This window comes from Streptococcus mitis bv. 2 str. SK95 (genome assembly GCF_000222705.1).
GTDB classification, from domain to species: domain Bacteria; phylum Bacillota; class Bacilli; order Lactobacillales; family Streptococcaceae; genus Streptococcus; species Streptococcus mitis_AY.
This window is the reverse complement of record NZ_AFUB01000023.1, coordinates 132,814-155,833: the sequence shown is the minus strand read 5'-3', so window position 1 is coordinate 155,833 and position 23,020 is coordinate 132,814. Positions and strand designations below refer to the sequence as shown.

Below are 23,020 nucleotides of genomic sequence, written 5' to 3'. Positions count from 1 at the left end.
GGTGGTAAAACATGGATATATTCAGACGTAAGAAATTCGATGAAGCAATGTTTGCTAAGAACCGCACCCTTGCTATCAGAGTAGGACAGTATCAGTCAAGTGATATCAAAGAGGCTAGTTTTGATTACGGCTATATCAAGGGTGACACATATAAGCCCGGCGGAACATGCGCAGGCAGTGCTAAAATCGTCTTTACGAGCATCATTACCACTTTCAATAAACTAGATAAGATTTACCCTGAAATTGGTCTTTTGGTAGACGGAGCCTACGAATGGGTCAAAATGGGTGAATACTTCATCAATGATATTGAAATTGACCGGAACCGTAAAACGACCAAGCTCGATCTTATGGACGGAATGTTCAAACTCAATCGTGAACATGTCACAGATTTGACTTATCCAGCAGAAATCAGGCATGTCATCAAAGAGATTTGTCTAAAAACAGGTGTAAAACTTGCAAACGAAAACATGGATATTGCATCCATGAATTACCGAATCGAAAGCATCCCTAAAGAAAAGAAAATGACATTCAGAGACGTTTTGAGTCTAGCCTCTCAAATGCTCGGGATGTCTTGTTTTTTCAATCGAGAAGGAAAACTTGAAATCAAGGAGTTGACCGACTCAGGTATCACGATCACAGCAGACAGCTACTTTATGCACGGATTGACCAAAAGCGAAGTCGAGTATCAGATTGCAGGGATAACTTGCAAGAAAGATAAAGAGACACTTACGGTCGGAATGCGCACTGGTCGCTCGTTAGAATTGGATAATTTGTTCATGTCTCAAGCGATTTTGGATAATCTCTATCATAAAATCAAGGATATTCGCTATTATCCGTTTAATTTGAATTACCAGGGACATCTCTTGCTTAACGTGGGTGAATGGGTGACTATCAAGACCAACACCGGCGAAACCTTCAAATCGCCCGTATTGAGTCAATCATTTACATTCAAAGGCGGTCTTCGTGGTCGTATCAGCGCAGACAGTAAGGCCGGCAATGATGCGCAGTATTCATACGCAGGAACCATTACGAAGAAGATTGTGCAATTCAACGAATTTGAAGCTCAAATCCAAAACCAAATCGAAGAAGCAGACAAAGGTTTTGACCAAAAGGTCGCTAAAATCAAAAAAGATTTTAGTGATCAAGTCGAACTTGCCAAAGCACGAGCAGAAGAAGTCAAGAGAGAGCTGTCTGACACTATTGATCAGCGCTTTAGTAGTTTTAACAATGGTTCTCTGCAAGAAATCAAGCGCAGGATTGAAGAAGCCTTACAAAATGCTGGCGCAAGTATCTCGCTCGCTCATGAAGCGAAGCGGATTGGTCTGGATTCTGTTGCAAGGCTTGAAGAGTTCAAGGCACAAGCTACAAGCGTTCAGACGGCTCTGTCGGGTGACTTGGACGCTCTGAAGCGAACAGTCACAAGTGAGGTTAATCAAGCTTCTGAGTACCGCAGAACGACCACAGAGGCCCTTAGTCGAATGACTGGTCAAATGGACGGCTTTGCGACGAAATCAGAGGTTAAACAAGGCATCGATGGGCTGACTCAGACCTTCGCTAAGATGAAGGTCGGGGGACGGAATTATGCTGAAGACTACGACTTTTCAAGAGGACTTTGGAGGTATAGCCAAGGGGATGGCAGTCCTGTCGACTGGAAAATCATCAACGGTGAATACCACGTAAAAGGCACAACAAAAACCTGGAAACAGATGCAAATTCATTCAAAAGAAGGAAGTCAAGCTTCAGGTAAGAGTTCGACAGCTCTTCTCGTTTTAGAGATTGGCGAAACATACACACTTTCGTTCCAAGCGATGTGTTACTCTGGTTCTCCAAACGTCTGGGTGTCATTAAGAGCTAATCGAACAGCACCTGGTAACCCTGAGATTATAAATGGCAATTTTAATCTCACATCTAGCTGGCAGACTTATCAAGTCACTATCCCAGCGCTGACCAAGCCTGATAATTTCGATTTCTGGCGAATTATTCTGGGTTATAGCGAGATTGGCCATGTAGCATTTCGTAAAGTCGAATTGACCAGAAGTTCGACTCGTATAGATGCAGGGCCTGCTCCTGAAGATGGGAAGACAGACCTTGTCGTAGCTAAGTCTGAATTTGAGAAGACGGCTGAAGGTCTATTTTCTAAATTGGCGACGGTTGAAACCTATGTCAGCCAAGACGGCCAGCGACAAGAAACCTTGCAGCGTTACACTCGTGAAGAGAGCGCAAAGCAAGCGACAGCTGTACGTGAGTTGGTCAATCGTGATTTTGTCGGAAAGGCAAGCTATCAGGAAGACGTGCGAGGCATTGAACGCAAGTTTGAAGCTATCACCAACCCTCAAAATGGCTCGATAGCGACTCAGATAGCGACCTACAAAACAGCAGTAGATGGACGATTTGCGGATATTATCTCTCAAATTGCTGGTAAGGCTAATCAAACGGATTTCCAACGTGTCAGAGAGACTAGTCAGCTCTATGAGCGAATTTTGGGCAATACTGATAATGGAATTGCTAACAATGTCGCTCGTATGGCTCTGACTAACCAGCTGTTCCAGGTTGAGGTTTCGAAGGCTGCGAAAGGTGGCCGAAACTATATCAGAGGAATCAAAGAGATGCGTGTAGGTTCAGGCTCATGGGATTCTGGGACATTTCGTGGCTCAGGCTCTGGAAGTGTTCGGACAATTGAGGTTTCAGATGGCCCTGTATCTGGTTTTAATAAAGCAGTACGTATAATTTCTAGTGATCCAAAAGGTCAAATTGGCGTTGCTCAGGACGGATTTGAGATTATGCCAGGAACCTATACGATGTCTGTTTGGGTAAAAGGTAATGCTGGACAGAGAGTTAGATTACAAAGTTATTGGTGGAGCGACGATTCAACAGGTATAAGCCCAGAATTCATCTTGAAAGATGATAAATGGACATATTTGACATTTTCAAGCGAACGAAAAAAAGCTGGAAAATTGTCAATCGGCTATGTTTACTTAGTAAATGGTGCAAAAGGAAGCTATATCGATGTTTTAGCTCCTCAATTAGAAGAGGGAAGCGTTGCAATGAGTACACGTCCTGCTATTGAAGATACAGACGAAGCGATTCGTACGGTTCAGAGTCAACTTGCTGGCTCGTTTGCGTTTCAAAATTTGACTAGCGCAGGTGCTATCATTTCTCAAATTAATGCGACGAACAATCAAATCTTGATTGAAGCGGAGAAGATTCGTTTGAAGGGTAAGACCTTACTTGATGAGCTGACAGCTATTCAAGGTTACTTCAAGCGCTTGTTTGTTGGTGAGGGTGCATTTGCGACTCTTAACACAGATATTCTGCGAGCAAACTCTATCACAGCTGATAAGCTGGTCATGGATATGGCCATGGCTCGGATGTTCGTCTCAAGCGATATCTTCACGGATACGCTTGCAGCTAAAGAAGCCTTCATTAACAAGCTTCGGTCAGTCGTAGTCACGGCGACTTTGCTTGAAGGTTACAAAGGCCGCATTGGCGGATTCCAGATTGGTACACACGAGAAAGACTCATCCGTATACTGGATTACTGGGCAAAATCAATTCTCAGTCGGTATGAGTAACGGTTCTGGTCACTGGTCACAGACGGCTTTGTGGGTCAACTGGGGAAACAATTGGGGATATCCTGGTGACTACGCTTGGTTCGTTAAGCATACAGGTCAAATGTATTGTTATAATCGCGCTGAATTTTGGAATACTCCAATTATTCACGGAGATTTAAAAGTAACCGGTCATATTTTCTACAACAATGAAAATTCAGGTAAATCTGGTTACTGGATTCACTCGTCTAAATACTCAAATTTCGAGCCTTCTAATAACTATCTTTACCTTTATTACAGCGGTTCTGGTTACGATTGGATCCCAATGAATAAAGAAATCTCAGACCGTCGATATAAGCACAATATCGAAGATAGTACAGTCTCAGGTCTCGATGTAGTCGAAAACTTGAAGACGTACAGCTATCGCAAAAAGTACGATGGTAAAATCGAAGATATCGCTTGCGGTATCATGGCGCAGGATGTCCAGAAGTACGCTCCTGAAGCATTCTTTGAGAATCCTGACGGCGCATACTCTTACAACACATTTGCTCTCGTGCCTTACTTAATCAAGGCCATTCAAGAACTTAATCAAAAAATAGAAAAATTGGAGAAAACATGAACGAACAAGACAAACAAATCAGCAGTTTAGCGATCAAATCGTTAGGTGAAAAAGTCGGTAATGAGGCTACTCAGTCAGCAACGCTCGAAGCCCTCTATACAGTAACTGCTATGGAACTCGAGCAGATGAAACGAATCATCGAATCTGACGAAGAGCTCAAAACAAAATTTGAAGAAGTGAAAGGAAAAATGACAAATGGCAATTAACAATTATGAACTAGCAAGCAAACCCTATACTCGTGGCTTTGGCGAAAATGTGGCGACCGTAGTAGAAATTCGTCTGTCTGAGGGTAATCGATACAGTACGAATATGCGTGAGCTAACAGGAGACCGTACGAATGAGCAAGAGGATGTCTTGATTCAAGCAGTATTGGATATCCTGAAATCTGAGTTGGACCCAGGTTCAGCAATCGTGAAGGCGCAAGCTGAGATTGAACAAGTAGTGCAATCTTTGGCAAAAGCTAAGACAGGCCTTTCAGCTAACAAAGAGAACATTGATAGCGTATCAGCGATTACTGAGGTTCTCATTGCGCTTGCGATTGGCCAGAATGGTGGCATGTCAACGAACACCTATAGCAAGGTTGCGCAGTTCATCAAACCACTTGTCAAGGACCGTCGCTATGTGAACGGTGATATCGTATCGATGCCTTACCCTTACGACACGAATCCGAAGTGGCCGAAGGAGACACAAACCATCTTGAAATTCCAGATGCAACCATCTGAAGGCTACACATGGAAAGAGCAACCTCTTGCTGAGATGTTGCAGAAGGGTATTTTGACAGTGGTAATGCCACGAATTGATTAGAAAGGAGATGTATGCAAGATTTAGTATTTCATGAACTAATTGAACATCTAAAAAACCTATCGTATAGTCCGTATATCCATTTCTTTTTCTGGTTGATGGTATTGGATATTGTGACTGGTTACATCAAAGCATTTAAGACTAAGCGTTTTGATAGCAAGGTAGGAACGATGGGATTGATTCGTCATTTCGTTGTATTTCTCGTCATCTTACTTGTTGCTATGTATTCACGTTCACTTGGTTTTCGTAACTTCGGTATTGCTTGGACGATGTTCTTCTCGTTCAATTATCTATTTTCAGTAATTGAAAATTGGGAGATGATTGGACTAGCATTTCCAGAATTTTTGAAACCATACATTAATCAGATTAAGAAAGACAATGCAAAAAAACTTGGTCAATTACTAGTTAATATCGACCAAAAAGACAAAGTAGAAGTAGAGGAGAAAGACAATGCAACAAATCAATGAAATTATCGCAAACGGAGCAATCAGCATCCTAGTCATTTTGGCTGGTATCGCAGTCAAAACCATTAAGGATTATCTTGTTCAAAAAGGCGGAGAGAAGACTATCAAGATTGTTGAAATCTTGGCTAAAAATGCGGTCAATGCCGTGGAGCAGGTCGCTTCTGAAACTGGCTATAAAGGCGAAGAGAAGCTCGAACAAGCTCGCACTAAAATCCGTGCTGAACTTACCAAATACAATATCAGTATGACTGACCGCGATCTTGATACATTTGTCGAGTCAGCGGTTAAGCAGATGAATGATGCCTGGAAAGGGGAATAAACAAATGAAAAAAAACGACTTATTCATCGACGTATCTAGCCACAATGGATACGATATTACAGGTATTTTGGCTGACATGGGTACACAGAACACTATTATCAAAATTTCTGAAAGTACAAATTATCTAAACCCTTGCCGACATGCTCAAATAGAGCAGTCCAATCCGATTGGCTTCTATCATTTTGCTTGGTTTGGTGGTGACATCGAAGAAGCCGAACGAGAGGCACGCTACTTCCTTGATAATGTACCTCAAAAAGTAAAATACTTGTGTCTTGATTACGAAGATCATGCTAGCGGAGATAAACAGGCAAATACAGATGCTTGTATTCGCTTTATGGAAATCCTCAAAGAAAATGGCTACGAGCCAATCTATTACAGCTACAAGCCATTCACGCTCAATAATATCTATTATGAGCAGATTCTTGCAAAATTTCCAAATAGCCTTTGGATTGCAGGCTATGGTTTGAATGATGGTACAGCTGATTTTGAATATTTTCCTAGCATGGATGGGATTCGATGGTGGCAATATTCTTCAAATCCGTACGACAAAAACATTGTTTTACTAGATGACGAAGAAGCTAAACCCAAATGGAAAAAGAATGATACCGGATGGTGGTATGAATATCCTGACGGATCTTATCCAAAAGAAGAATGGGAAAAGATCGATGGTACCTGGTATTACTTCAACGAGAGAGGTTATTCAATAGCTTCTCGCTGGTTGAAGGATGATGGTAAATGGTATTATCTCAAAGAAAATGGCGCCATGGCCATTGGTTGGGTGCTTGTGAATGGTAAATGGTACTATCTTGATGCTTCAGGAGCAATGGTCACTGGTTGGGTTCAATACAAGGATAAACTATACCATCTCAAAGAAGAGAACGGCGAAATGTCTTCAGAAGAACTTGTTAAAGTTGAAGGTGGCTGGTACTACGTCAACGAAGATGGTAGCCGCTCAGATAAACCAGCATTTACAATCAAGCCTGATGGCTTGATTACTACAAAATAAATTTAAATAAAGAAAGGAGATTCTATTTTTCTTCTTAACAGCCCGCAGGCTTGTGCTTGTGGGCTTTTTTGTTTGCAATAATAAAAGCAGTGACCGAAATCACTGCTTATCAGCTGTAGCAAATTCATAAAGTTTTTCTGCTGTGAGAAGTGCCATTTTGTCCATGCTTGTTTTTCCTTTTCTGAGATCAGAAACAGTAGTCCACGGAACTCCAGAGCCTTGCGAAATAGCAGATGTAGAAATAGAACTGTTAAGTAATTCTTGAATAACTTTTCTCATATTATTTGTCCTTTTTATTTTTTAGATAGATATATACATTGACCACAATTATAAAAATAGCTATTGCACTAACCATTGCTTTTCCTCTTTTCATTTGATAAAATAGAGGTGTAAGGGGCTTGCGCCCCTACCTCTTAGCGTTTACCTTTTCTTTTGCCGGAATTTGGGTTTACGCTTTTTGTTTTGCCTTGCGACCGTTATTGCGGTCACCAGACTTGCGATAGCTGTTACTGTTTCAGGGATATTGTCTATCGCCTTTTCAAGTAACCTAAGCCAATCTTCTTTGTTCAACTTCCTCACCTCCTTTCCTTATCTTGATTACATTATATCACGGTACACCGAGAAAGTCAAGCATTTTGATAAAGTTTTTTTGAAAAAATAGGGGGGCAAAAAAGGGGCAAAAATGTCGTAAATCTCTGTAAAATGATGTAAAAACAATTATTTTAGAGCTAAAAATATAGCTGATTTTTAAGGTATCGGAACTTGATGTAAATATATGTAATAGTATTTCTGAAAGCAGATGAACTATAAAACCACGAATTATTCAATCCGTGGTTGTTTTTCTTGAAGTTAGTAAATATGTGAGAAGAATTTTAAAGGAAGCCAACCCCATAATCTATGGTATACTATAGATAAGTTATACTGTAGCACAAAAGAGGCACCATGAAAAAACTAAAAAAAGTATGATTATTTTAATCAGTATTTTAGCAGTAATTGGAATAGCAGTAGGAGGTTGTAGCATGCACCGATACCAAAAGAAACAAGAAATGATTGCCATCGCGACCAGCGATGAGGCGAAGAAGGTTTATGAACATTTTATGAAATCGAAAGATCCTAATGCATTTACTAATGCAGGTGTCATCCAGGATTATGTTGTTGATGAAAGTAGCTTAGATTATAATCCAATGGGAGGATTGATGGTTTCGGTGGTTATCAACAAAGATAATGAATTAAATATAAATTATAATTTGATTGAAAACAAAGATGGTTCATACCATTCAGCATATTATTCTACTTCACCAAAATTATCCAAACTTTTGAAAGGAAATAATGAATGACACAAAATTATATTAAAGAAAATAACCTTCAAACTGCAATGGCAGAGTATCAGGATAATATGGGCGAGGAAAGAACTTTATATGACCAATATGAAAGAGAACTTGGCACTGTCACCCAAGTCTACAACAATACCACAGGAGCGGGCGAGCAGGTTTATGCCGTTGTAAAAAATCCTGATGAAAATGCTGAGGATGTAGAGGAAAATTATGCGATACTATGAGTAAGTTAGTCCCTAATTTATTGATAGGATAGCATAAAGGAGGCGCCATGAAAAAATCTAAAAAAAGTATGATTATTTTAATCAGTATTTTAGCAGTAATTGGAATCGCAGTAGGAGGTTGTAGCATGCACCAATATCAAAAGAAACAAGAAATGATTGCCATCGCGACCAGCGATGAGGCGAGAAAGGTTTATGAAGAATATTTGAAGAAAGAAGATCCCAAAGCACTGACCGAAGAGGGTATCATTAAGAGTTATGAAATTGATAAAGAAAAACTTTCCTATAATCCAATGGGAGGTTTAATGGTACGTTTATTTTTGAACGGGAAAAAAGATCTTAGGATGAATTTTAACTTAATAGATAATGGAGATGGTACCTATAGTACTGCATACTATGGATATACTGGTGACCTAAGCAGGATTTTGGAAGAAGGAAAAAATGATTAAGGACTATGTAAATGATAAAAATCTTCAAATAGCAATGACAGAGTATGACTCTGAAATGGATTTAGATCATGTTGTGAAAACTCAAAGTGGAGATCAAATTGGCACTGTCACCCAAGTATACAACAATACTACAGGAGCGGGGGAGCAGGTTTATGCAGTTGTAAAAAATCCCAATGAAAAAGCTGATAAGGTACAGGAAGTAACGGTCCTTTTTCGTGGTTCTACGGGTCCAGATCATTTTTGGGAAGAAACAGCGGATTTCTGGAATGACTGGGCAGAAAACGATGCAGTTATAGCCAAGAGAATTATGTTGCAAAAAGACCCTAGCTATCAAGACAAGTCTACCGAACAGCTAAAGGCTTCTGCAAGAGCATTAAAAGACATCATGGAAAAATATCCCAATGCCAAAATTAATGTCTATGGACATTCACTCGGTTCTATGGATGCTCAGTATTCTATGGCTGCCCTACAGGCAGACCAAGTCAAACGTATCCAACAGGCTTATATCTATAATGGGCCGGATGTCTATAGGATACTAAGCCCTGAACAAAGGAAAGTTGTAGACTCTATTAAGACGAGGATCCATAACTATGCTGATCCAGATGATCCTATCAGTATGGTTGGTAGGGATATGGTCAAGGGAAGTATCGGATCGGTTGGCTTAGTTTATTACGTGGATAGTACAAAAGAAGACTTTGTGAACCAACACATGACTTATGGCTACCAGCTGGATAAAAATGGGAAGATCAAAATACTGTCAAACACCAGTACGGTCATTTATAATGACTATTTACTCCAGATGGATAACTATACACTACTCAAGGAGAAACTATCAGAAGGTGGTTATACAAAGGAAGAGCAATTGTTCCTAGATTCGGAGCAAGCAGGTATTGCAGCAGCAAGCATCAGTCTAATGTCTACAGAGGGGAAAAGTATCATCAAAAGTATAAGAGATGAAGCAGTAGAAGATGCAAGAAAAGTATTTGCTTCCCGTAGACAAGTCCCTTGGGGCTTTATCCTTAGTCCATCAGAGATGGAAAATGCATATATAGAAGGAGGAGCTACCTATGAAACAACTATCGGGGTTATTGAGAAACTATTAGATCCAGTTGTTGATAAGGTGTCTCAATTGGAAAAAGATTGTATAGATTTAGAAACTCAGACCAAGAAAGGTATCCAAAAGAAATTAGAAACAGATAAGGAGTTGGCTGAAAAATTTAGACAATGGAAAAAATTGACATGATAGACCAAGAGATTTGGAAAAAGAGACGGCAATTAGAAGAATTGGAGGAAGACTATTATCACTCACGTAAAAAGATAGAGAATGAAAAAGAAGAGTGTGATTATAGATTGAATGATTTGCATCGGATGCTTGAGGAAAAGCATACAGTAGCAAGTCATATGCTGAGTCAGATAGAAGGAGACACTTCTATGCTACACTATCAGCTGAATCAACTGGCTACAGATTATAGTCAGCAAATGGATTTAGCATATAGAAAAAGACTTGATCAGCTAGAAACAGAAGAAAGTAATGCTAAACAGAAATATAGTCGTGAATACCGTGAGCTTGATGAAGAACTAACTCAAATTCTGGCTAAACAAAGACAAATACAAGATAAAAGAGAGTAACGCAGATGGATTTATTTAATTATATATTTGATTTTGTTTCTGGTGCGGATGATGGTTTTCGTGAAATAGAAAAAGAAATCGAGCGTTTATTTGTTAGGCAGATATTGGCTCCTGCTAAAAAGTATGAAATTAATCAAATCAAGCAAGAAGCTAAGAAAAATACTCGTTTAACCATTAATAGTATCCAAGGAAGTCTAAGTGCGGTAAATAATAAAATAGATGTATCTATGAAGGGCGAGTTTGCCTCAAAAGTTATTGAGACCATAGATAGCAAAAAGAAAGAATACGAGAAAGTGTTGGAGGAGTAAAAATAGGAAACTTAAAAACCACGAATCGTTGATCCGTGGTTCTTTTCTTATAAACTGGTCGAGTGTTTTGGTTGAACTTTTTGTTCTGGGTCAATGTAGTTAATGGCATTGTTAACAGCTGTTGGAGCTTCGCCCAGTCCTGTCGCGATTAAATCAATTTTACCTTCATAGTAGCAACAGTCTCCGATAGCGTAAATACCAGCTTGGCTGGATTCTTGCTTGCTATTGACGATAATCTTATGGCGGTTGAGGTCCAGACCCCAATTTTTAAGATTGCCAACAGATGATTTGAAACCATAGTTGACAAAGATGTGGTCTACTTCGATCGTTTCGACTTCATCAGATTTGACTTTGGTGATTTCCAGTTTATCAAGTGTTTTTCCATCTCCAAGGAGTTGGCTAGGGACGAACGGTGTCTTGATGGTCACAGATAATTCTTGCAAGGCTTGCACACTATGTTCCAAGGCGCGGAAATTATCTCGACGGTGAACGAGAGTAGTTGGGGCAATCTTTTCAAAAGCCAGAGCCCAGTCCACTGCTGAGTCCCCGCCACCAAGGATGGTCACTTTCTTGCCTGCGTATTGTTGAATGTTGGAAACGTGGTAGTGGATATTTTCATAGTCCTCAACACCATCTAATTCGAGTGGCCGTGGTTTAAAGGCACCACCACCCATGGCAATGATAACTGTTTTAGTCAGGTGGCTACCTTTAGAGGTTGTAATGGCAAATCCTTCATCTTGTTTTTCAATCTCAAGAACGGTTTCGTTGAGATGAACAGGTGTTTCAAAGCCGTTTAGCTGTTCAATCAAGCGATTGGTCAACTCTTCTCCAGTTAAGTTTGGAAAACCTGGCACATCAAGGATTTGCTTTTCAGGGTAGAGGATGGCTGGTTGGCCACCGAGCTGGGGAAGAGAGTCGATGATTTGGACTTTGGCTTGGCGTAGGTGGGCGTAAAAGGCAGCAAAGAGGCCGACAGGACCGCCACCTACAATGGTAATATCATAGAGTTGAGACATGATTTCTCCTTCGTTTTTTCTAGTCAGTTTATTTTATCATATTTTTAATCAAATTAAAATGAAGCAGGATAGGGAAAAAATTGTTAGAAAATGGTATAATAGGACGGAACGTGTTTTGATAGGGAGGGAACTAGGGATGAATTTTCAGCAATTTTCCAACTTGCAATACTGGACGAGTTTGTTTTCAAGCCCTTGGACTATAGTCATCAATCTGATTGATATTCTCATTGTGACTTATATTTTGTATCATTTTACAAAGGCCATTGCAGGTACCAAAATCATGATCTTAGTTCGGGGAGTTTTGGTCTTCATTCTAGCCCAGATTCTCTCTAATATGATTGGTTTAACGACCATTTCCTGGTTGATCAATCAGATCATCACCTACGGGGTCATCGCAGCGGTGGTCATCTTTTCACCAGAGATTCGGACGGGTCTAGAGCGGTTGGGTCGGGCAACGGATTTCTTTTCCAATGCTCCGATTAGTGCAGAAGAGCAGATGATTCGTGCCTTTGTGAAATCAGTCGAATACATGAGCCCGCGTAAGATTGGTGCTCTGGTAGCTGTTCAGCGAGTGAGAACTTTACAGGAATACATCTCGACGGGGATTCCCCTAGATGCCAAGATTTCAGCTGAATTGCTCATCAATATTTTTATTCCTAACACTCCCTTGCACGATGGAGCGGTCATTATCCGAGAAGATCGGATTGCTGTTACTTCAGCCTACTTGCCACTAACTGAAAATACAGAGATTTCCAAAGAGTTTGGAACACGGCATAGGGCGGCGATTGGTTTGTCGGAAGTATCAGATGCTCTTACCTTTGTGGTTTCGGAGGAAACAGGTGGAATCTCAATCACCTATAATGGAGTCTTTAAGCACGATTTGACCTTTGAAGAGTTTGAATCTGAACTGAGAAGAATCCTGCTTCCAACATCAGAGGAAAAACATGGTCTGAAAGAGCGCTTGCTAGGAGGATTGAAACATGAGAAAAAATAGTCTTTATATTATTTCTTCCTTCTTTTTCGCCTGCATTCTCTTTATCTATGCGACTTCTACGAACTATCAGAATAGTAATAGTGCCAGACAGGTGCGGACGGAAACCTATACCAATACAGTACTCAATGTACCAATTGATATCCACTATGACAGTGATCAGTACTTTATTAGTGGCTTTACGTCAGAAGTAACGGTTTTCTTGACAGGTTCCAATCGAGTTGCTTTGGCAAGCGAAATGCAGGAAAGTACGCGTAAATTCAAGGTGACAGCTGACTTAACCAATGCCAGTGTAGGGACCATCGAAGTTCCTCTAAACATAGAAAATCTACCAAGTGGTTTGACCGCTGTTGCAACACCGCAAAAGATAACAGTGAAGGTCGGTAAAAAAGCAAAACGAGGCAATGTAATCGTTGTGCCTGAGATTGATCCTAGCCAGATTGATTCTCGTGTGAAAATCGATACAGTTACTGTGTCAGATGAAAAAGTAACGGTTATTAGTGATGAGGAAACCCTCTCCAAAGTAGATCGTGTCATTGCCATCTTACCGACGAGTGAACGGATAACGGGTAACTACTCGGCTTCTGTTCCTCTACAAGCAGTTGATAAAAATGGTAATGTCTTGCCAAGTGTCATTATGCCGTTTGACACAACTATGAAAATTACAACAAAAACAGCAGCGTCTAGTTCGAGTAACTCGTCAACAAGTTCCTCAGAGGGCAATTCGTCTTCTACGAGTTCAGAAACAAAACCAGACTCGTCTAAACAAGAATAAACAAAATAGTAGAAAAGGATGATAAATAAAATGGGTAAATATTTTGGGACTGATGGAGTCCGTGGAGAAGCAAACGTAGAATTGACGCCAGAATTGGCCTTTAAATTGGGTCGTTTTGGAGGTTATGTCCTCAGTCAACACGAAACGGAAGCCCCTAAAGTCTTTGTAGGACGTGATACACGTATCTCAGGAGAAATGCTAGAATCTGCCTTGGTAGCGGGTCTCCTCTCAGTAGGAATTCACGTCTACAAACTCGGTGTCCTTGCAACACCAGCAGTAGCTTATTTGGTTAAAACTGAGGGAGCTAGTGCGGGTGTCATGATTTCAGCGAGTCACAACCCAGCCCTTGATAATGGAATTAAGTTCTTTGGTGGAGATGGCTTCAAACTTGATGATGAAAAAGAAGCAGAAATTGAAGCCTTGCTAGATGCTACAGAAGACACTCTTCCTCGTCCAAGTGCCGAAGGCTTGGGAACCTTAGTGGACTATCCAGAAGGCTTACGTAAGTACGAGGGCTACCTTGTTTCAACTGGAGCTCCTCTTGAGGGAATGAAAGTGGCCTTGGACACAGCAAACGGTGCAGCGTCTACAAGTGCCCGTCAGATTTTTGCTGATCTGGGTGCCCAGTTGACAGTTATCGGGGAGACGCCAGATGGTCTTAATATCAACTTGAATGTTGGTTCAACTCACCCAGAAGCTCTCCAGGAACTAGTCAAAGAAAGCCAGTCAGCTATTGGTTTGGCCTTTGACGGAGACAGTGACCGCTTGATTGCTGTCGATGAAAATGGCGACATCGTCGATGGTGATAAGATCATGTACATCATCGGGAAATACCTTTCTGAAAAAGGACAGTTGGCTCAAAACACCATCGTGACAACGGTTATGTCTAACCTTGGGTTCCATAAGGCCTTGGAGAGTGCTGGTATTAACAAGGCAGTGACTGCTGTTGGTGACCGCTATGTCGTTGAAGAAATGAGAAAATCAGGCTACAACCTTGGTGGTGAACAGTCTGGTCACGTTATCTTGATGGACTACAATACAACTGGTGATGGTCAATTATCAGCTGTCCAATTGACTAAAATCATGAAAGAAACAGGTAAGAGCTTGTCTCAACTGGCATCAGAAGTAACGATTTACCCACAAAAACTGGTCAATATCCGGGTGGAAAATGCCATGAAAGAAAAGGCCATGGAAGTACCAGCCATCAAGACAATCATCGAAAAGATGGAAGAAGAGATGGCAGGGAACGGTCGTATCCTTGTCCGCCCAAGTGGAACAGAACCCCTCTTGCGTGTCATGGCAGAAGCCCCTACAACAGAAGAAGTCAACTACTACGTAGATACGATTGCTGCTGTTGTTAAAGATGAAATCGGAATTGACTAAAGCCTAGAAAACTAGATGAAATGATAAAAATGTGGTACAATTGCATAGTAAATTGTAGCAATGGGAGAGAAAAATGAATCTTAAACGAGAACAAGAATTTGTTAGCCAGTATCATTTTGATGCTCGCAACTTTGAATGGGAAAATGAAAATGGAGCCCCTGAAACCAAGGTAGACGTGAACTTTCAGTTGCTCCAACATGACCAAGAAAACCAAGTGACTTCGCTTGTCGTTATCTTGAGTTTCATGATTGTCTTTGACAAATTTGTCATCAGCGGAACGATTTCCCAAGTTAACCATGTGGAAGGTCGTATTGTCAACGAACCAAGCGAATTTAACCAAGAAGAAGTCGAAAACTTGGCACGTCCATGCTTGAACATGCTCAACCGTTTGACGTATGAAGTAACAGAAATCGCCTTGGATCTTCCAGGGATCAATTTGGAGTTTTAGTCATGAAATTAGCTGTCATTACAGATTCTTCAGCCTATTTAGAGGAGAAGACGCTGCAAAGAGAGAATCTTTTTATCTTGGATATTCCTGTCAACATTGATGGGGAGGAGTATGTTGAAGGTGTCAATCTGATTGCTGAGGAATTTTATCAAAAAATGGCTCAGTCTGCAGAATTGCCTAAAACTAGTCAACCAAGTATTGCCAAATTGGATGAGATTCTAAGTTCCTTGAAAGGACAAGGTTATACCCATGTCTTGGGACTCTTTCTTTCGTCAGGAATTTCAGGCTTTTATCAGAATATCCAATACATGTTGGATGAGTATGATGGCTTGACCATTGCCTTTCCAGATACCCATATTACAAGCTTCCCTCTAGGATTTATGGTAGAGAGTGCCTTTAAATGGGCAGAACAAGGCGATGATTTTGCTCGGATTCAGGAGAAGTTGGCTATCCAAATTGCTGATAATTCAGCTTTTATCATAGTAGATGACCTCGACCACTTGGTTAAGGGAGGACGTTTGTCAAATGGGGCAGCCATCTTAGGGAATCTCCTCAGTATCAAGCCTATCCTCTACTTTAATGACCAAGGGGTGATTGAAGTTTACGAAAAAGTTCGTACGGAAAAGAAGGCAACCAAACGTTTGGTGGAAATCATTAAAGAGTTGACAAAAGATGGGGACTACCGTATTACAGTCATTCATGGGAACGCTCCTCAAAAGGCGGCAGATTTACGCCAACTTTTGATTGAGAGTGATGTGAATTCTGAGATCCCAATTGTTAGCTTTGGTAGTGTCATTGGGACCCACCTTGGAGAAGGCAGTATCGCCTTGAGCTATACACCAATCGTCTAGATTGTTCTTACAGGATTTGTATCTTAAATAGGAGTAGAGATGAGTATTCGAGTAATTATTGCCGGTTTTAAGGGAAAGATGGGCCAAGCTGCCTGCCAGATGGTCTTGGCTGATCCCGACTTGGACTTGGTCGCAGTTTTGGATCCTTTTGAGTCTGAGTCAGAATGGCAGGGAATTCCTGTCTTCAATGATAAGACTGACTTGGCTGGTTTTGAAGCGGATGTCTGGGTAGATTTTACTACACCAGCCGTTGCCTACGAAAATACACGTTTTGCTCTTGAAAATGGCTTTGCTCCTGTCGTAGGAACAACAGGCTTTACTAGTGAAGAAATTACAGAACTAAAAGCATTTTCCCGTGAACAAGATTTGGGTGGCTTGATTGCCCCTAACTTTGCCTTGGGAGCTGTCTTGCTCATGCAATTTGCGGCGCAGGCTGTCAAATATTTCCCAAATGTGGAGATTATCGAGCTCCATCATGACAAGAAAAAAGATGCTCCGAGTGGAACAGCCATTAAAACGGCTGAGCTGATGGCGGAAGTTCGAGAGTCTATCCAACAAGGTGCGCCTGATGAGGAAGAATTGATTGCGGGTGCCCGAGGTGCAGACTTTGATGGCATGCGCATCCACTCAGTCCGTCTACCTGGCTTGGTAGCCCATCAGGAAGTCATCTTTGGCAATCAGGGAGAAGGATTGACCCTTCGTCATGACTCCTATGATCGCAGCTCCTTCATGACAGGGGTCAATTTGGGAATCAAAGAAGTTGTCAAGCGTCATGAGCTTGTCTATGGATTAGAACACTTATTATGAGATTAACGCAAATGCCTTCTGAATTTCAGAAGGCTTTACCAGTATTAGAAAAAATTAAAGAAGCAGGTTTTGAAGCCTATTTTGTTGGAGGCTCTGTCCGAGATGCCATCCTCAATCGTCCCATCCATGATGTGGATATTGCGACCTCTTCTTATCCAGAGGAAACCAAGAAAATCTTTCCAAGAACTGTAGATATCGGAATCGAGCACGGAACCATCTTGGTCCTAGATGGGGACGAGGAGTATGAGGTAACCACCTTTCGAACTGAAGATGTCTATGTGGACTATCGCAGACCGAGTGCGGTTTCCTTTGTGCGTTCGCTAGAAGAAGACCTCAAGCGTCGTGATTTTACAGTCAATGCTTTTGCCTTGGATGAAGCAGGCGAAATCATTGACTTGTTCCATGGTTTAGAAGATTTAGAAAATCAAGTTTTGCGAGCAGTTGGAATTGCTAGTGAGCGTTTCAACGAAGATGCTCTGCGGATTATGCGTGGTTTCCGTTTTCAATCCAGTCTTGGTTTTGAACTTGAGCGAGAAACATTTGAAGCGATGAAGACTTTGACGCCCCTCTTGGAGAAGATTTCTGTGGAGCGCACCTTCGTTGAGTTTGATAAACTCTTGCTGGCACCTTTTTGGCGAGTTGGCCTGTCTTCCATGATTGAGAGTCAAGCTTATGATTATCTCCCTGATATGGCAGTCAGTCGAGAAAAGCTTCAAAAATTGTTTGATTTAGAGGCGGATTTCACCTTTGAGTCTTCTGAGCAAGCCTGGGCGGCTCTATTGTGGACTTTGGAGATTAAAGATGCACAGCCATTTTTGAAACATTGGAAGACCTCACGTCAATTTGCCAAGCAGGTTCAGGATTTGCTGACCATTTTGGCTTTGCGAGAAGAAGGAGAGTTGAGCAAGCGCGATTGTTACCGCTTTGACTTGGATTCCCTACTACAAGCTGAAAGGCTTCGTCAGGCCCAAGGAAAAGAAGTCAATCCACAAGCCATCACTGAAACTTACCAGAGTTTGACCATTCATGATAAGAAAGAAATCAAGATTAACGGTGGTATTTTAATCAAGGAATATGCTTACCAACCTGGTCCAGATTTAGGAGAGATTTTAACAGAGATTGAGTTTGCCATTGTCGATGGAGAATTGGAAAATAATCGTCAAGCTATCCATGCTTACCTGAGGGAGAAAAAATGAGTGATTTTATTGTTGAAAAACTAAGTAAATCCGTCGGTGACAAGACCGTTTTTAAAGATATTTCTTTTATCATCCATGATTTGGACAGAATCGGTCTGATTGGTGTCAACGGTACAGGAAAGACTACTCTTTTTGACGTCCTTTCAGGCGTTTCTGGTTTTGATGGCGATGTTAGTCCCTTTTCAGCTAAGAATGACTACAAGATTGGCTATTTGACCCAGGATCCAGAATTCGATGATAGTAAGACAGTTTTGGATACGGTTCTATCCAGCGACCTCAAAGAGATTCAGCTGATTCGTGAGTATGAGTTGATCATGCTCAACTATAGCGAGGACAAGCAGGCTCGTTTGGAACGGGTCATGGCGGAGATGGATTCTCTCCAAGCTTGGGAAATCGAGAGTCAGGTCAAGACCGTTCTCAGCAAGCTAGGGATTCAGGACTTGTCGACTCCAGTTGGTGAATTGTCAGGTGGTCTGAGAAGACGGGTCCAGTTGGCGCAAGTTCTTCTTGGAGACCACGATCTCTTGCTACTGGATGAGCCAACCAACCATCTGGACATTGCGACCATCGAGTGGTTGACCCTTTTTTTGAAAAATTCCAAGAAGACGGTTCTCTTTATCACCCACGATCGCTATTTTTTAGATGCACTGTCAACGCGGATTTTCGAGTTGGACCGAGCAGGCTTGACCGAGTATCAGGGCAATTACCAGGACTATGTTCGCCTCAAAGCCGAACAGGATGAACGCGATGCCGCTCTCCTTCACAAAAAAGAACAACTCTACAAACAAGAATTGGCCTGGATGCGCAGACAACCGCAAGCGCGTGCGACCAAGCAACAAGCCCGTATCAATCGTTTCCATGACTTGAAAAAAGAAGTTTCAGGCGGCGTTACTGAGACAGACTTGACCATGAACTTTGAAACCAGTCGGATTGGCAAGAAGGTCATCGAGTTTAAAGATGTTTCCTTCGCCTATGAGAACAAGCCTATTTTACAAGATTTTAATCTCTTGGTGCAAGCCAAAGACCGCATTGGAATCGTTGGGGATAATGGTGTTGGAAAATCAACTCTTCTCAATCTGATTGCAGGAAGTCTTGAGCCGACAGCAGGTCAAGTCATCATCGGTGAAACAGTCCGTATCGCCTATTTCTCTCAACAAATCGAAGGGTTGGATGAAAGCAAACGGGTTATCAATTACCTGCAGGAAGTAGCAGAAGAGGTTAAGACCAGTGGTGGTTCTACGACTTCCATCGCTGAGTTGCTAGAGCAATTCCTCTTTCCACGTTCGACACATGGAACCTTGATTGAGAAGTTATCTGGTGGCGAGAAAAAACGACTCTATCTCCTTAAACTTCTCTTGGAAAAACCAAATGTTCTCCTCTTGGACGAGCCGACCAATGACCTAGACATTGCGACTTTGACAGTCTTGGAGAATTTCTTGCAGGGCTTTGCAGGTCCCGTTTTAACAGTCAGCCACGACCGTTATTTTCTGGATAAGGTAGCAACAAAAATCCTCGCTTTTGAAGATGGTAACATTCGTACTTTCTTTGGTCATTATACCGATTATCTTGATGAAAAGGCCTTTGAAGAAGAAACAGCAAGTCAAGTTCAAAAGGCCGAAAAAGAGAAAGCGGTCAAAGTTCGTGAAGACAAGAAGCGTATGACCTACCAAGAAAAGCAGGAGTGGGCAAGTATTGAAGCAGATATTGAGGCCTTAGAAAATCGTATCGCTGCTATTGAAGAGGAAATGCAGGCTAATGGTTCTGACTTTGGTAAGCTAGCTACTCTCCAAAAAGAACTGGATGAGAAAAACGAAGCACTCCTTGAAAAATACGAACGCTTTGAATATCTAAGTGACTTTGATAGCTAGAAGAATAGAAAAATCCCGTCTCATGACAGGATTTCTCTATTCTTTTTTGGTTTCTTGATGAAAGATATTTTGCCAAGTTTCGTGGCGACGCCAGATACTGGTGTGGACGATACCATCTAACTCATAGCTGATGAGTTTGGTCTTTTGACTGATGGAAGTGATTTGAATATCCTTAATAGCAGCACTAAGTTCTTTTTCAGACTTATAAGCCTCTTTATCCATCTGCTCTCCATCTTGACGGATATAGAGAAAGTCCTCAGCAAGGAGTTCTTCTAGCTGATTTCCTTGGTCAATCAATTGTTCACGCATGAGCAGTTTTTTATAGACATTGTCCAAAATTTCGTCCTCAGGTATGGGAGCTGGCTCGATATGGACATCGGTATCAAAGACTCCAAAGCGCTCTTCCAGCATGGATTCGACCTGGTCTGCAATCTCATGACTTTCATAGACAGATAAGTCGGGATTCATTTCTAAGGTGATATCAAGGTAGATGTTGCTACCGTAGGTGCGCCCTCTTTGAGATTTGACCTTACTAATCTTTGGTATCTCCATGATGGCCTTTTGGTAGTCCTCTAGCAAACGGTCGTCAAAACCATCTGAAAGACTGAAGGAAGACTCGATAAAGATATCATAAGCTGTCTTTAAGATAAAGAAAGTGATAATGATAGCGACCAATTTATCCACGATAGGATAATTGAAACTGCTGGCTAGGATGGCAATGGAAGTCCCAAGTGAGGTGACAGCATCGGAAAGATTGTCCTTAGCAGCTGCCTTGAGAGCCTTGGACTTGGATTTCTTACTGAGGCGAGTATTATAGAGATAAACTGCGAACATGACTGCCGCAGAGACGACTCCGAGAGTTGCACCCAGAGGATCGATAACTGTCTGTTCCCGACTGAGGATTTTCTGAATGGTGTCACGAAGTACATCAAAACCAACGTAGAACATGATGATGGAAGTGATCAAACTAGCTAAATCTTCAATCTTCCAGTGTCCAAAGCGGTGGTCACGGTCTGCAGGCTGGCGAGCCATCCGAATACCGATCAGAAGAGCAACATTTCCGATAATATCGGATACGTTGTTGAAACCATCCGCTACCAAACTGGAAGAATGTAGGAGGTGGCCAGTCGCTAATTTTGCCGCAGATAAGAGTAGGTAGGTCGAAATGCTGATAATGGCACCACGTTCCGCCAACTTAAGATTTGACATGGATTGGTTCATCGGACTTCCTTTCTAGAGCTGAGATTCTGTTTTCATTATACTGGTTTTCATGGGAAAATTCAAACGATATAGGTTTACAAGATTGGGGGTGAGCTAGTTTTTTAGAAGGAAATGTGGTAGAATTGAAGAGTAATATTTATTTGAAAGAGAGCTTGTAATGATAAATAAAAATATGGTCAATAGGCTACTTAGCTTAAGTTTTTTATTTTTGCCATTTTTATTTTTTATCTCTATATATCCTTTAGAGGTTTTGAATATCCTGTAGTAGATGATATCATGGTGAATCAAACCATATTATCTGGGGAGAATATGCTATTGCCCTATGTAGGAATTTTATTATCTACAGGGTTGGTCTTTCTTCAAAAAATTTTTACTGATTGGAATATTTTTTTATCTTTTTAGTTAGTATTTATTGTATTAGTTTTGGTGTCTATGCTATCTTTTTTTATAAGAAAAAACTGTATCTTTTGCTTCCAATTGTGTTTTTAGCCCAATTGATACTTATTAAATATTTTTCTTTTTCCGTTATTGCATATTTATCAGCTACGGCAGCAACTTTTTTACTATTTGACAAAAGGTACATTTCAGGACTATCACTATTGTTCATTGGTTTATCCATTCGACCTCAAATTATATCAAGCTTTATTTTACTGTTATTCCCTTTTCTGCTGTTTGAGTGGATATCTTTTAAAAAAAGAAAAGAAATTGTTTTATTATTTAGCGTCATTTTACTGATTTTTGCTTCCAATAAACTATATACACTAGGGAAAGCTGACGTACAGGAGTATTTGACATGGAATGCCCTAAGTACGAATTTGAGAGATTATCCTGCTATTGATTATCAAAGACATGCGAATGAATTTGAAGTTTTGGGAGTAAGTGAGAATGATTTGAATGTCTCCACCTACTGGTTATTTGCTGAAAAAAAGGCCTTAAGCAATACTCTTTTAACAAACATTGAATCTGTTCGTTCCCTTTCAGAGAAATACTCGTTTAATCTGCCTCAGATGATATCAGATTTTTTTAAGAATAGTATACTGACAACCTTCTCTTTAGTATTGATTAGTTGGTTCTTGATTTTTAAGCCTAAGAAGCTATACGGATGGTTTGTGCCGATTTTCCCATTACTTTTAATTGGAGCTCTCTTTGTTAGACAGAGGGTAGTAGAGCGCGTATATATCCCTCTAATAGTATGTTTCTTATTAGTATTTATTTTTTATGCTCGATCATTTTATGAAAAAAGAAGTTTATTTGATAAGAGGAAGGTGTTCCTTAGCATACAAATAATGGGAATACTAGGAGGAGCAGTATGGATAAATAAGCTTGGACAAGAACTGTATTGGTTTCCCTATATTCAATCGTCAGTAGTATCAGAGTACCAAAATCTTGTACAGAGGAATTCGGATAAACTTATTGTTTTCGGTGGATATGGCACTTTGGTTTCTTCACAGCCTACATTGTCAACTTTTAAATTAAGACCCAATCAGTTAGTGACAAATACAACTACATTAGGAAATTGGCAAACTTTTTCTCCTCATTATTATCAACAAATGAAGAGATACGGAGTTGAAGAACCTGAAAATCTGTTATCCTCTGCAATCAACAATCAGAATATTCTCTTCTTTTGGTCCACTTCCTCAGGGAATATGGATAGTGTTAAAAAAATCATGAAAGAACATTATCAGAAGGATGTTTACTTTGAGGAAGTTGAATCTGTAACTTCAGATATGAGCGTTTATCAATTAAAATTAGGAACAGGAGGATAGT

The 23,020-nt window shown here is 40.8% G+C and carries 25 protein-coding genes; 21 read left to right on the top strand and 4 right to left on the bottom strand.

All coding sequences use genetic code 11. The annotated features are described in order from the left end of the window. The first annotated feature begins 11 nt into the window (after positions 1-11). The 6 genes from HMPREF9965_RS13340 to HMPREF9965_RS06190 are packed head-to-tail and all read left to right on the top strand — an operon-like array spanning position 12 to position 6,756. Complete coding sequence (locus tag HMPREF9965_RS13340) at positions 12-4,166, top strand: tail fiber domain-containing protein (protein WP_255264844.1); 4,155 nt, start codon at positions 12-14, stop codon at positions 4,164-4,166. Beyond that, a complete protein-coding gene (locus HMPREF9965_RS06210) occupies positions 4,163-4,372 on the top strand; it encodes a hypothetical protein (RefSeq protein ID WP_001005194.1) in 210 nt (69 codons plus the stop codon). The genes HMPREF9965_RS13340 and HMPREF9965_RS06210 overlap by 4 nt, the downstream gene beginning before the upstream one ends. Continuing rightward, positions 4,362-4,970 (top strand): hypothetical protein, encoded by a 609-nt coding sequence (locus tag HMPREF9965_RS06205; RefSeq protein WP_000996834.1) that lies wholly within the window; start codon positions 4,362-4,364, stop codon positions 4,968-4,970. Before HMPREF9965_RS06210 ends, HMPREF9965_RS06205 begins: the two co-directional genes overlap by 11 nt. Positions 4,971-4,981: 11 nt before the next feature. Beyond that, the gene (locus tag HMPREF9965_RS06200; protein WP_001153630.1) at positions 4,982-5,434 is read left to right on the top strand and encodes a phage holin family protein; all 453 of its coding nucleotides are present in this window, start codon (positions 4,982-4,984) and stop codon (positions 5,432-5,434) included. Beyond that, entirely contained in the window at positions 5,418-5,750 is a 333-nt protein-coding gene (locus HMPREF9965_RS06195; RefSeq protein ID WP_001186134.1) for a phage holin, read from the top strand. Before HMPREF9965_RS06200 ends, HMPREF9965_RS06195 begins: the two co-directional genes overlap by 17 nt. A 4-nt stretch (positions 5,751-5,754) precedes the next feature. Next, on the top strand, positions 5,755-6,756 hold the full coding sequence (locus HMPREF9965_RS06190; RefSeq protein WP_000739157.1) for a GH25 family lysozyme: 1,002 nt from the start codon (positions 5,755-5,757) through the stop codon (positions 6,754-6,756). 99 nt (positions 6,757-6,855) lie between these two features. Here HMPREF9965_RS06190 and HMPREF9965_RS06185 read toward each other — a convergent pair whose 3' ends face one another. Both HMPREF9965_RS06185 and HMPREF9965_RS13160 read right to left on the bottom strand, forming a co-directional pair. Beyond that, a complete protein-coding gene (locus HMPREF9965_RS06185; protein WP_001233348.1) occupies positions 6,856-7,035 on the bottom strand; it encodes a hypothetical protein in 180 nt (59 codons plus the stop codon). Positions 7,036-7,176: 141 nt separating this feature from the next. Continuing rightward, positions 7,177-7,326: a hypothetical protein gene (locus tag HMPREF9965_RS13160; protein WP_001030862.1), complete on the bottom strand. Its 150-nt coding sequence runs from the start codon at positions 7,324-7,326 to the stop codon at positions 7,177-7,179. Positions 7,327-7,718: 392 nt separating this feature from the next. Between HMPREF9965_RS13160 and HMPREF9965_RS06180 the strand changes: the two genes are divergently transcribed. From HMPREF9965_RS06180 to HMPREF9965_RS06155, 6 genes are read left to right on the top strand one after another with little or no spacing between them, the layout of a single operon-like run. After that, the gene (locus tag HMPREF9965_RS06180) at positions 7,719-8,093 is read left to right on the top strand and encodes a DUF1310 family protein (RefSeq protein WP_029745829.1); all 375 of its coding nucleotides are present in this window, start codon (positions 7,719-7,721) and stop codon (positions 8,091-8,093) included. Further along, positions 8,090-8,314: a hypothetical protein gene (locus HMPREF9965_RS06175; protein ID WP_000193303.1), complete on the top strand. Its 225-nt coding sequence runs from the start codon at positions 8,090-8,092 to the stop codon at positions 8,312-8,314. The genes HMPREF9965_RS06180 and HMPREF9965_RS06175 overlap by 4 nt, the downstream gene beginning before the upstream one ends. A gap of 47 nt (positions 8,315-8,361) precedes the next feature. Further along, positions 8,362-8,760 (top strand): DUF1310 family protein, encoded by a 399-nt coding sequence (locus HMPREF9965_RS06170; RefSeq protein WP_000748673.1) that lies wholly within the window; start codon positions 8,362-8,364, stop codon positions 8,758-8,760. Continuing rightward, positions 8,753-10,003: an Mbeg1-like protein gene (locus HMPREF9965_RS06165; protein WP_000588719.1), complete on the top strand. Its 1,251-nt coding sequence runs from the start codon at positions 8,753-8,755 to the stop codon at positions 10,001-10,003. Before HMPREF9965_RS06170 ends, HMPREF9965_RS06165 begins: the two co-directional genes overlap by 8 nt. Beyond that, positions 9,985-10,389, top strand: a complete 405-nt coding sequence (locus tag HMPREF9965_RS06160; protein ID WP_000410985.1) for a hypothetical protein — start codon at positions 9,985-9,987, stop codon at positions 10,387-10,389. Before HMPREF9965_RS06165 ends, HMPREF9965_RS06160 begins: the two co-directional genes overlap by 19 nt. A gap of 5 nt (positions 10,390-10,394) precedes the next feature. After that, positions 10,395-10,697, top strand: a complete 303-nt coding sequence (locus HMPREF9965_RS06155; RefSeq protein ID WP_000362940.1) for a hypothetical protein — start codon at positions 10,395-10,397, stop codon at positions 10,695-10,697. Between the two features lie 47 nt (positions 10,698-10,744). Here the strand turns inward: HMPREF9965_RS06155 and HMPREF9965_RS06150 are convergent, their stop codons facing one another. Next, a complete protein-coding gene (locus HMPREF9965_RS06150; protein ID WP_000081026.1) occupies positions 10,745-11,713 on the bottom strand; it encodes an NAD(P)/FAD-dependent oxidoreductase in 969 nt (322 codons plus the stop codon). A 136-nt stretch (positions 11,714-11,849) separates the two neighbouring features. On the opposite strand from HMPREF9965_RS06150, the gene cdaA reads away from it, so the two are divergent. The 8 genes from cdaA (at position 11,850) to HMPREF9965_RS06105 (ending at position 20,032) form a co-directional block, all read left to right on the top strand. Next, positions 11,850-12,707, top strand: a complete 858-nt coding sequence (gene cdaA / locus HMPREF9965_RS06140; RefSeq protein ID WP_001010979.1) for a diadenylate cyclase CdaA — start codon at positions 11,850-11,852, stop codon at positions 12,705-12,707. Beyond that, positions 12,694-13,479 carry a CdaR family protein gene (locus HMPREF9965_RS06135; RefSeq protein ID WP_001230927.1) on the top strand — a complete coding sequence of 262 codons (786 nt, stop codon included), beginning with the start codon at positions 12,694-12,696 and terminating at the stop codon, positions 13,477-13,479. The genes cdaA and HMPREF9965_RS06135 overlap by 14 nt, the downstream gene beginning before the upstream one ends. Before the next feature lie 30 nt (positions 13,480-13,509). Continuing rightward, entirely contained in the window at positions 13,510-14,862 is a 1,353-nt protein-coding gene (gene glmM, locus HMPREF9965_RS06130; protein ID WP_000521453.1) for a phosphoglucosamine mutase, read from the top strand. A 73-nt stretch (positions 14,863-14,935) separates the two neighbouring features. After that, positions 14,936-15,310, top strand: coding sequence for a DUF1149 family protein (locus HMPREF9965_RS06125; RefSeq protein ID WP_001050090.1), 375 nt, complete (start codon positions 14,936-14,938; stop codon positions 15,308-15,310). Between the two features lie 2 nt (positions 15,311-15,312). Then, a complete protein-coding gene (locus HMPREF9965_RS06120; RefSeq protein ID WP_000762153.1) occupies positions 15,313-16,161 on the top strand; it encodes a DegV family protein in 849 nt (282 codons plus the stop codon). A 39-nt stretch (positions 16,162-16,200) separates the two neighbouring features. Next, a complete protein-coding gene (gene dapB, locus HMPREF9965_RS06115) occupies positions 16,201-16,968 on the top strand; it encodes a 4-hydroxy-tetrahydrodipicolinate reductase (protein WP_000027883.1) in 768 nt (255 codons plus the stop codon). After that, positions 16,965-18,164 carry a CCA tRNA nucleotidyltransferase gene (locus HMPREF9965_RS06110; protein WP_080566871.1) on the top strand — a complete coding sequence of 400 codons (1,200 nt, stop codon included), beginning with the start codon at positions 16,965-16,967 and terminating at the stop codon, positions 18,162-18,164. Before dapB ends, HMPREF9965_RS06110 begins: the two co-directional genes overlap by 4 nt. Then, on the top strand, positions 18,161-20,032 hold the full coding sequence (locus HMPREF9965_RS06105; protein WP_001279086.1) for an ABC-F family ATP-binding cassette domain-containing protein: 1,872 nt from the start codon (positions 18,161-18,163) through the stop codon (positions 20,030-20,032). Before HMPREF9965_RS06110 ends, HMPREF9965_RS06105 begins: the two co-directional genes overlap by 4 nt. A 36-nt stretch (positions 20,033-20,068) precedes the next feature. On the opposite strand, the gene mntE is transcribed toward HMPREF9965_RS06105, so the two are convergent. After that, the gene (gene mntE / locus HMPREF9965_RS06100; protein ID WP_001076583.1) at positions 20,069-21,253 is read right to left on the bottom strand and encodes a CDF family manganese efflux transporter MntE; all 1,185 of its coding nucleotides are present in this window, start codon (positions 21,251-21,253) and stop codon (positions 20,069-20,071) included. A 377-nt stretch (positions 21,254-21,630) separates the two neighbouring features. Here mntE and HMPREF9965_RS06095 point away from each other — a divergent pair, with 377 nt between their 5' ends. Next, positions 21,631-23,019, top strand: coding sequence for a hypothetical protein (locus HMPREF9965_RS06095; protein WP_255264843.1), 1,389 nt, complete (start codon positions 21,631-21,633; stop codon positions 23,017-23,019). Position 23,020: the final 1 nt, after the last annotated feature.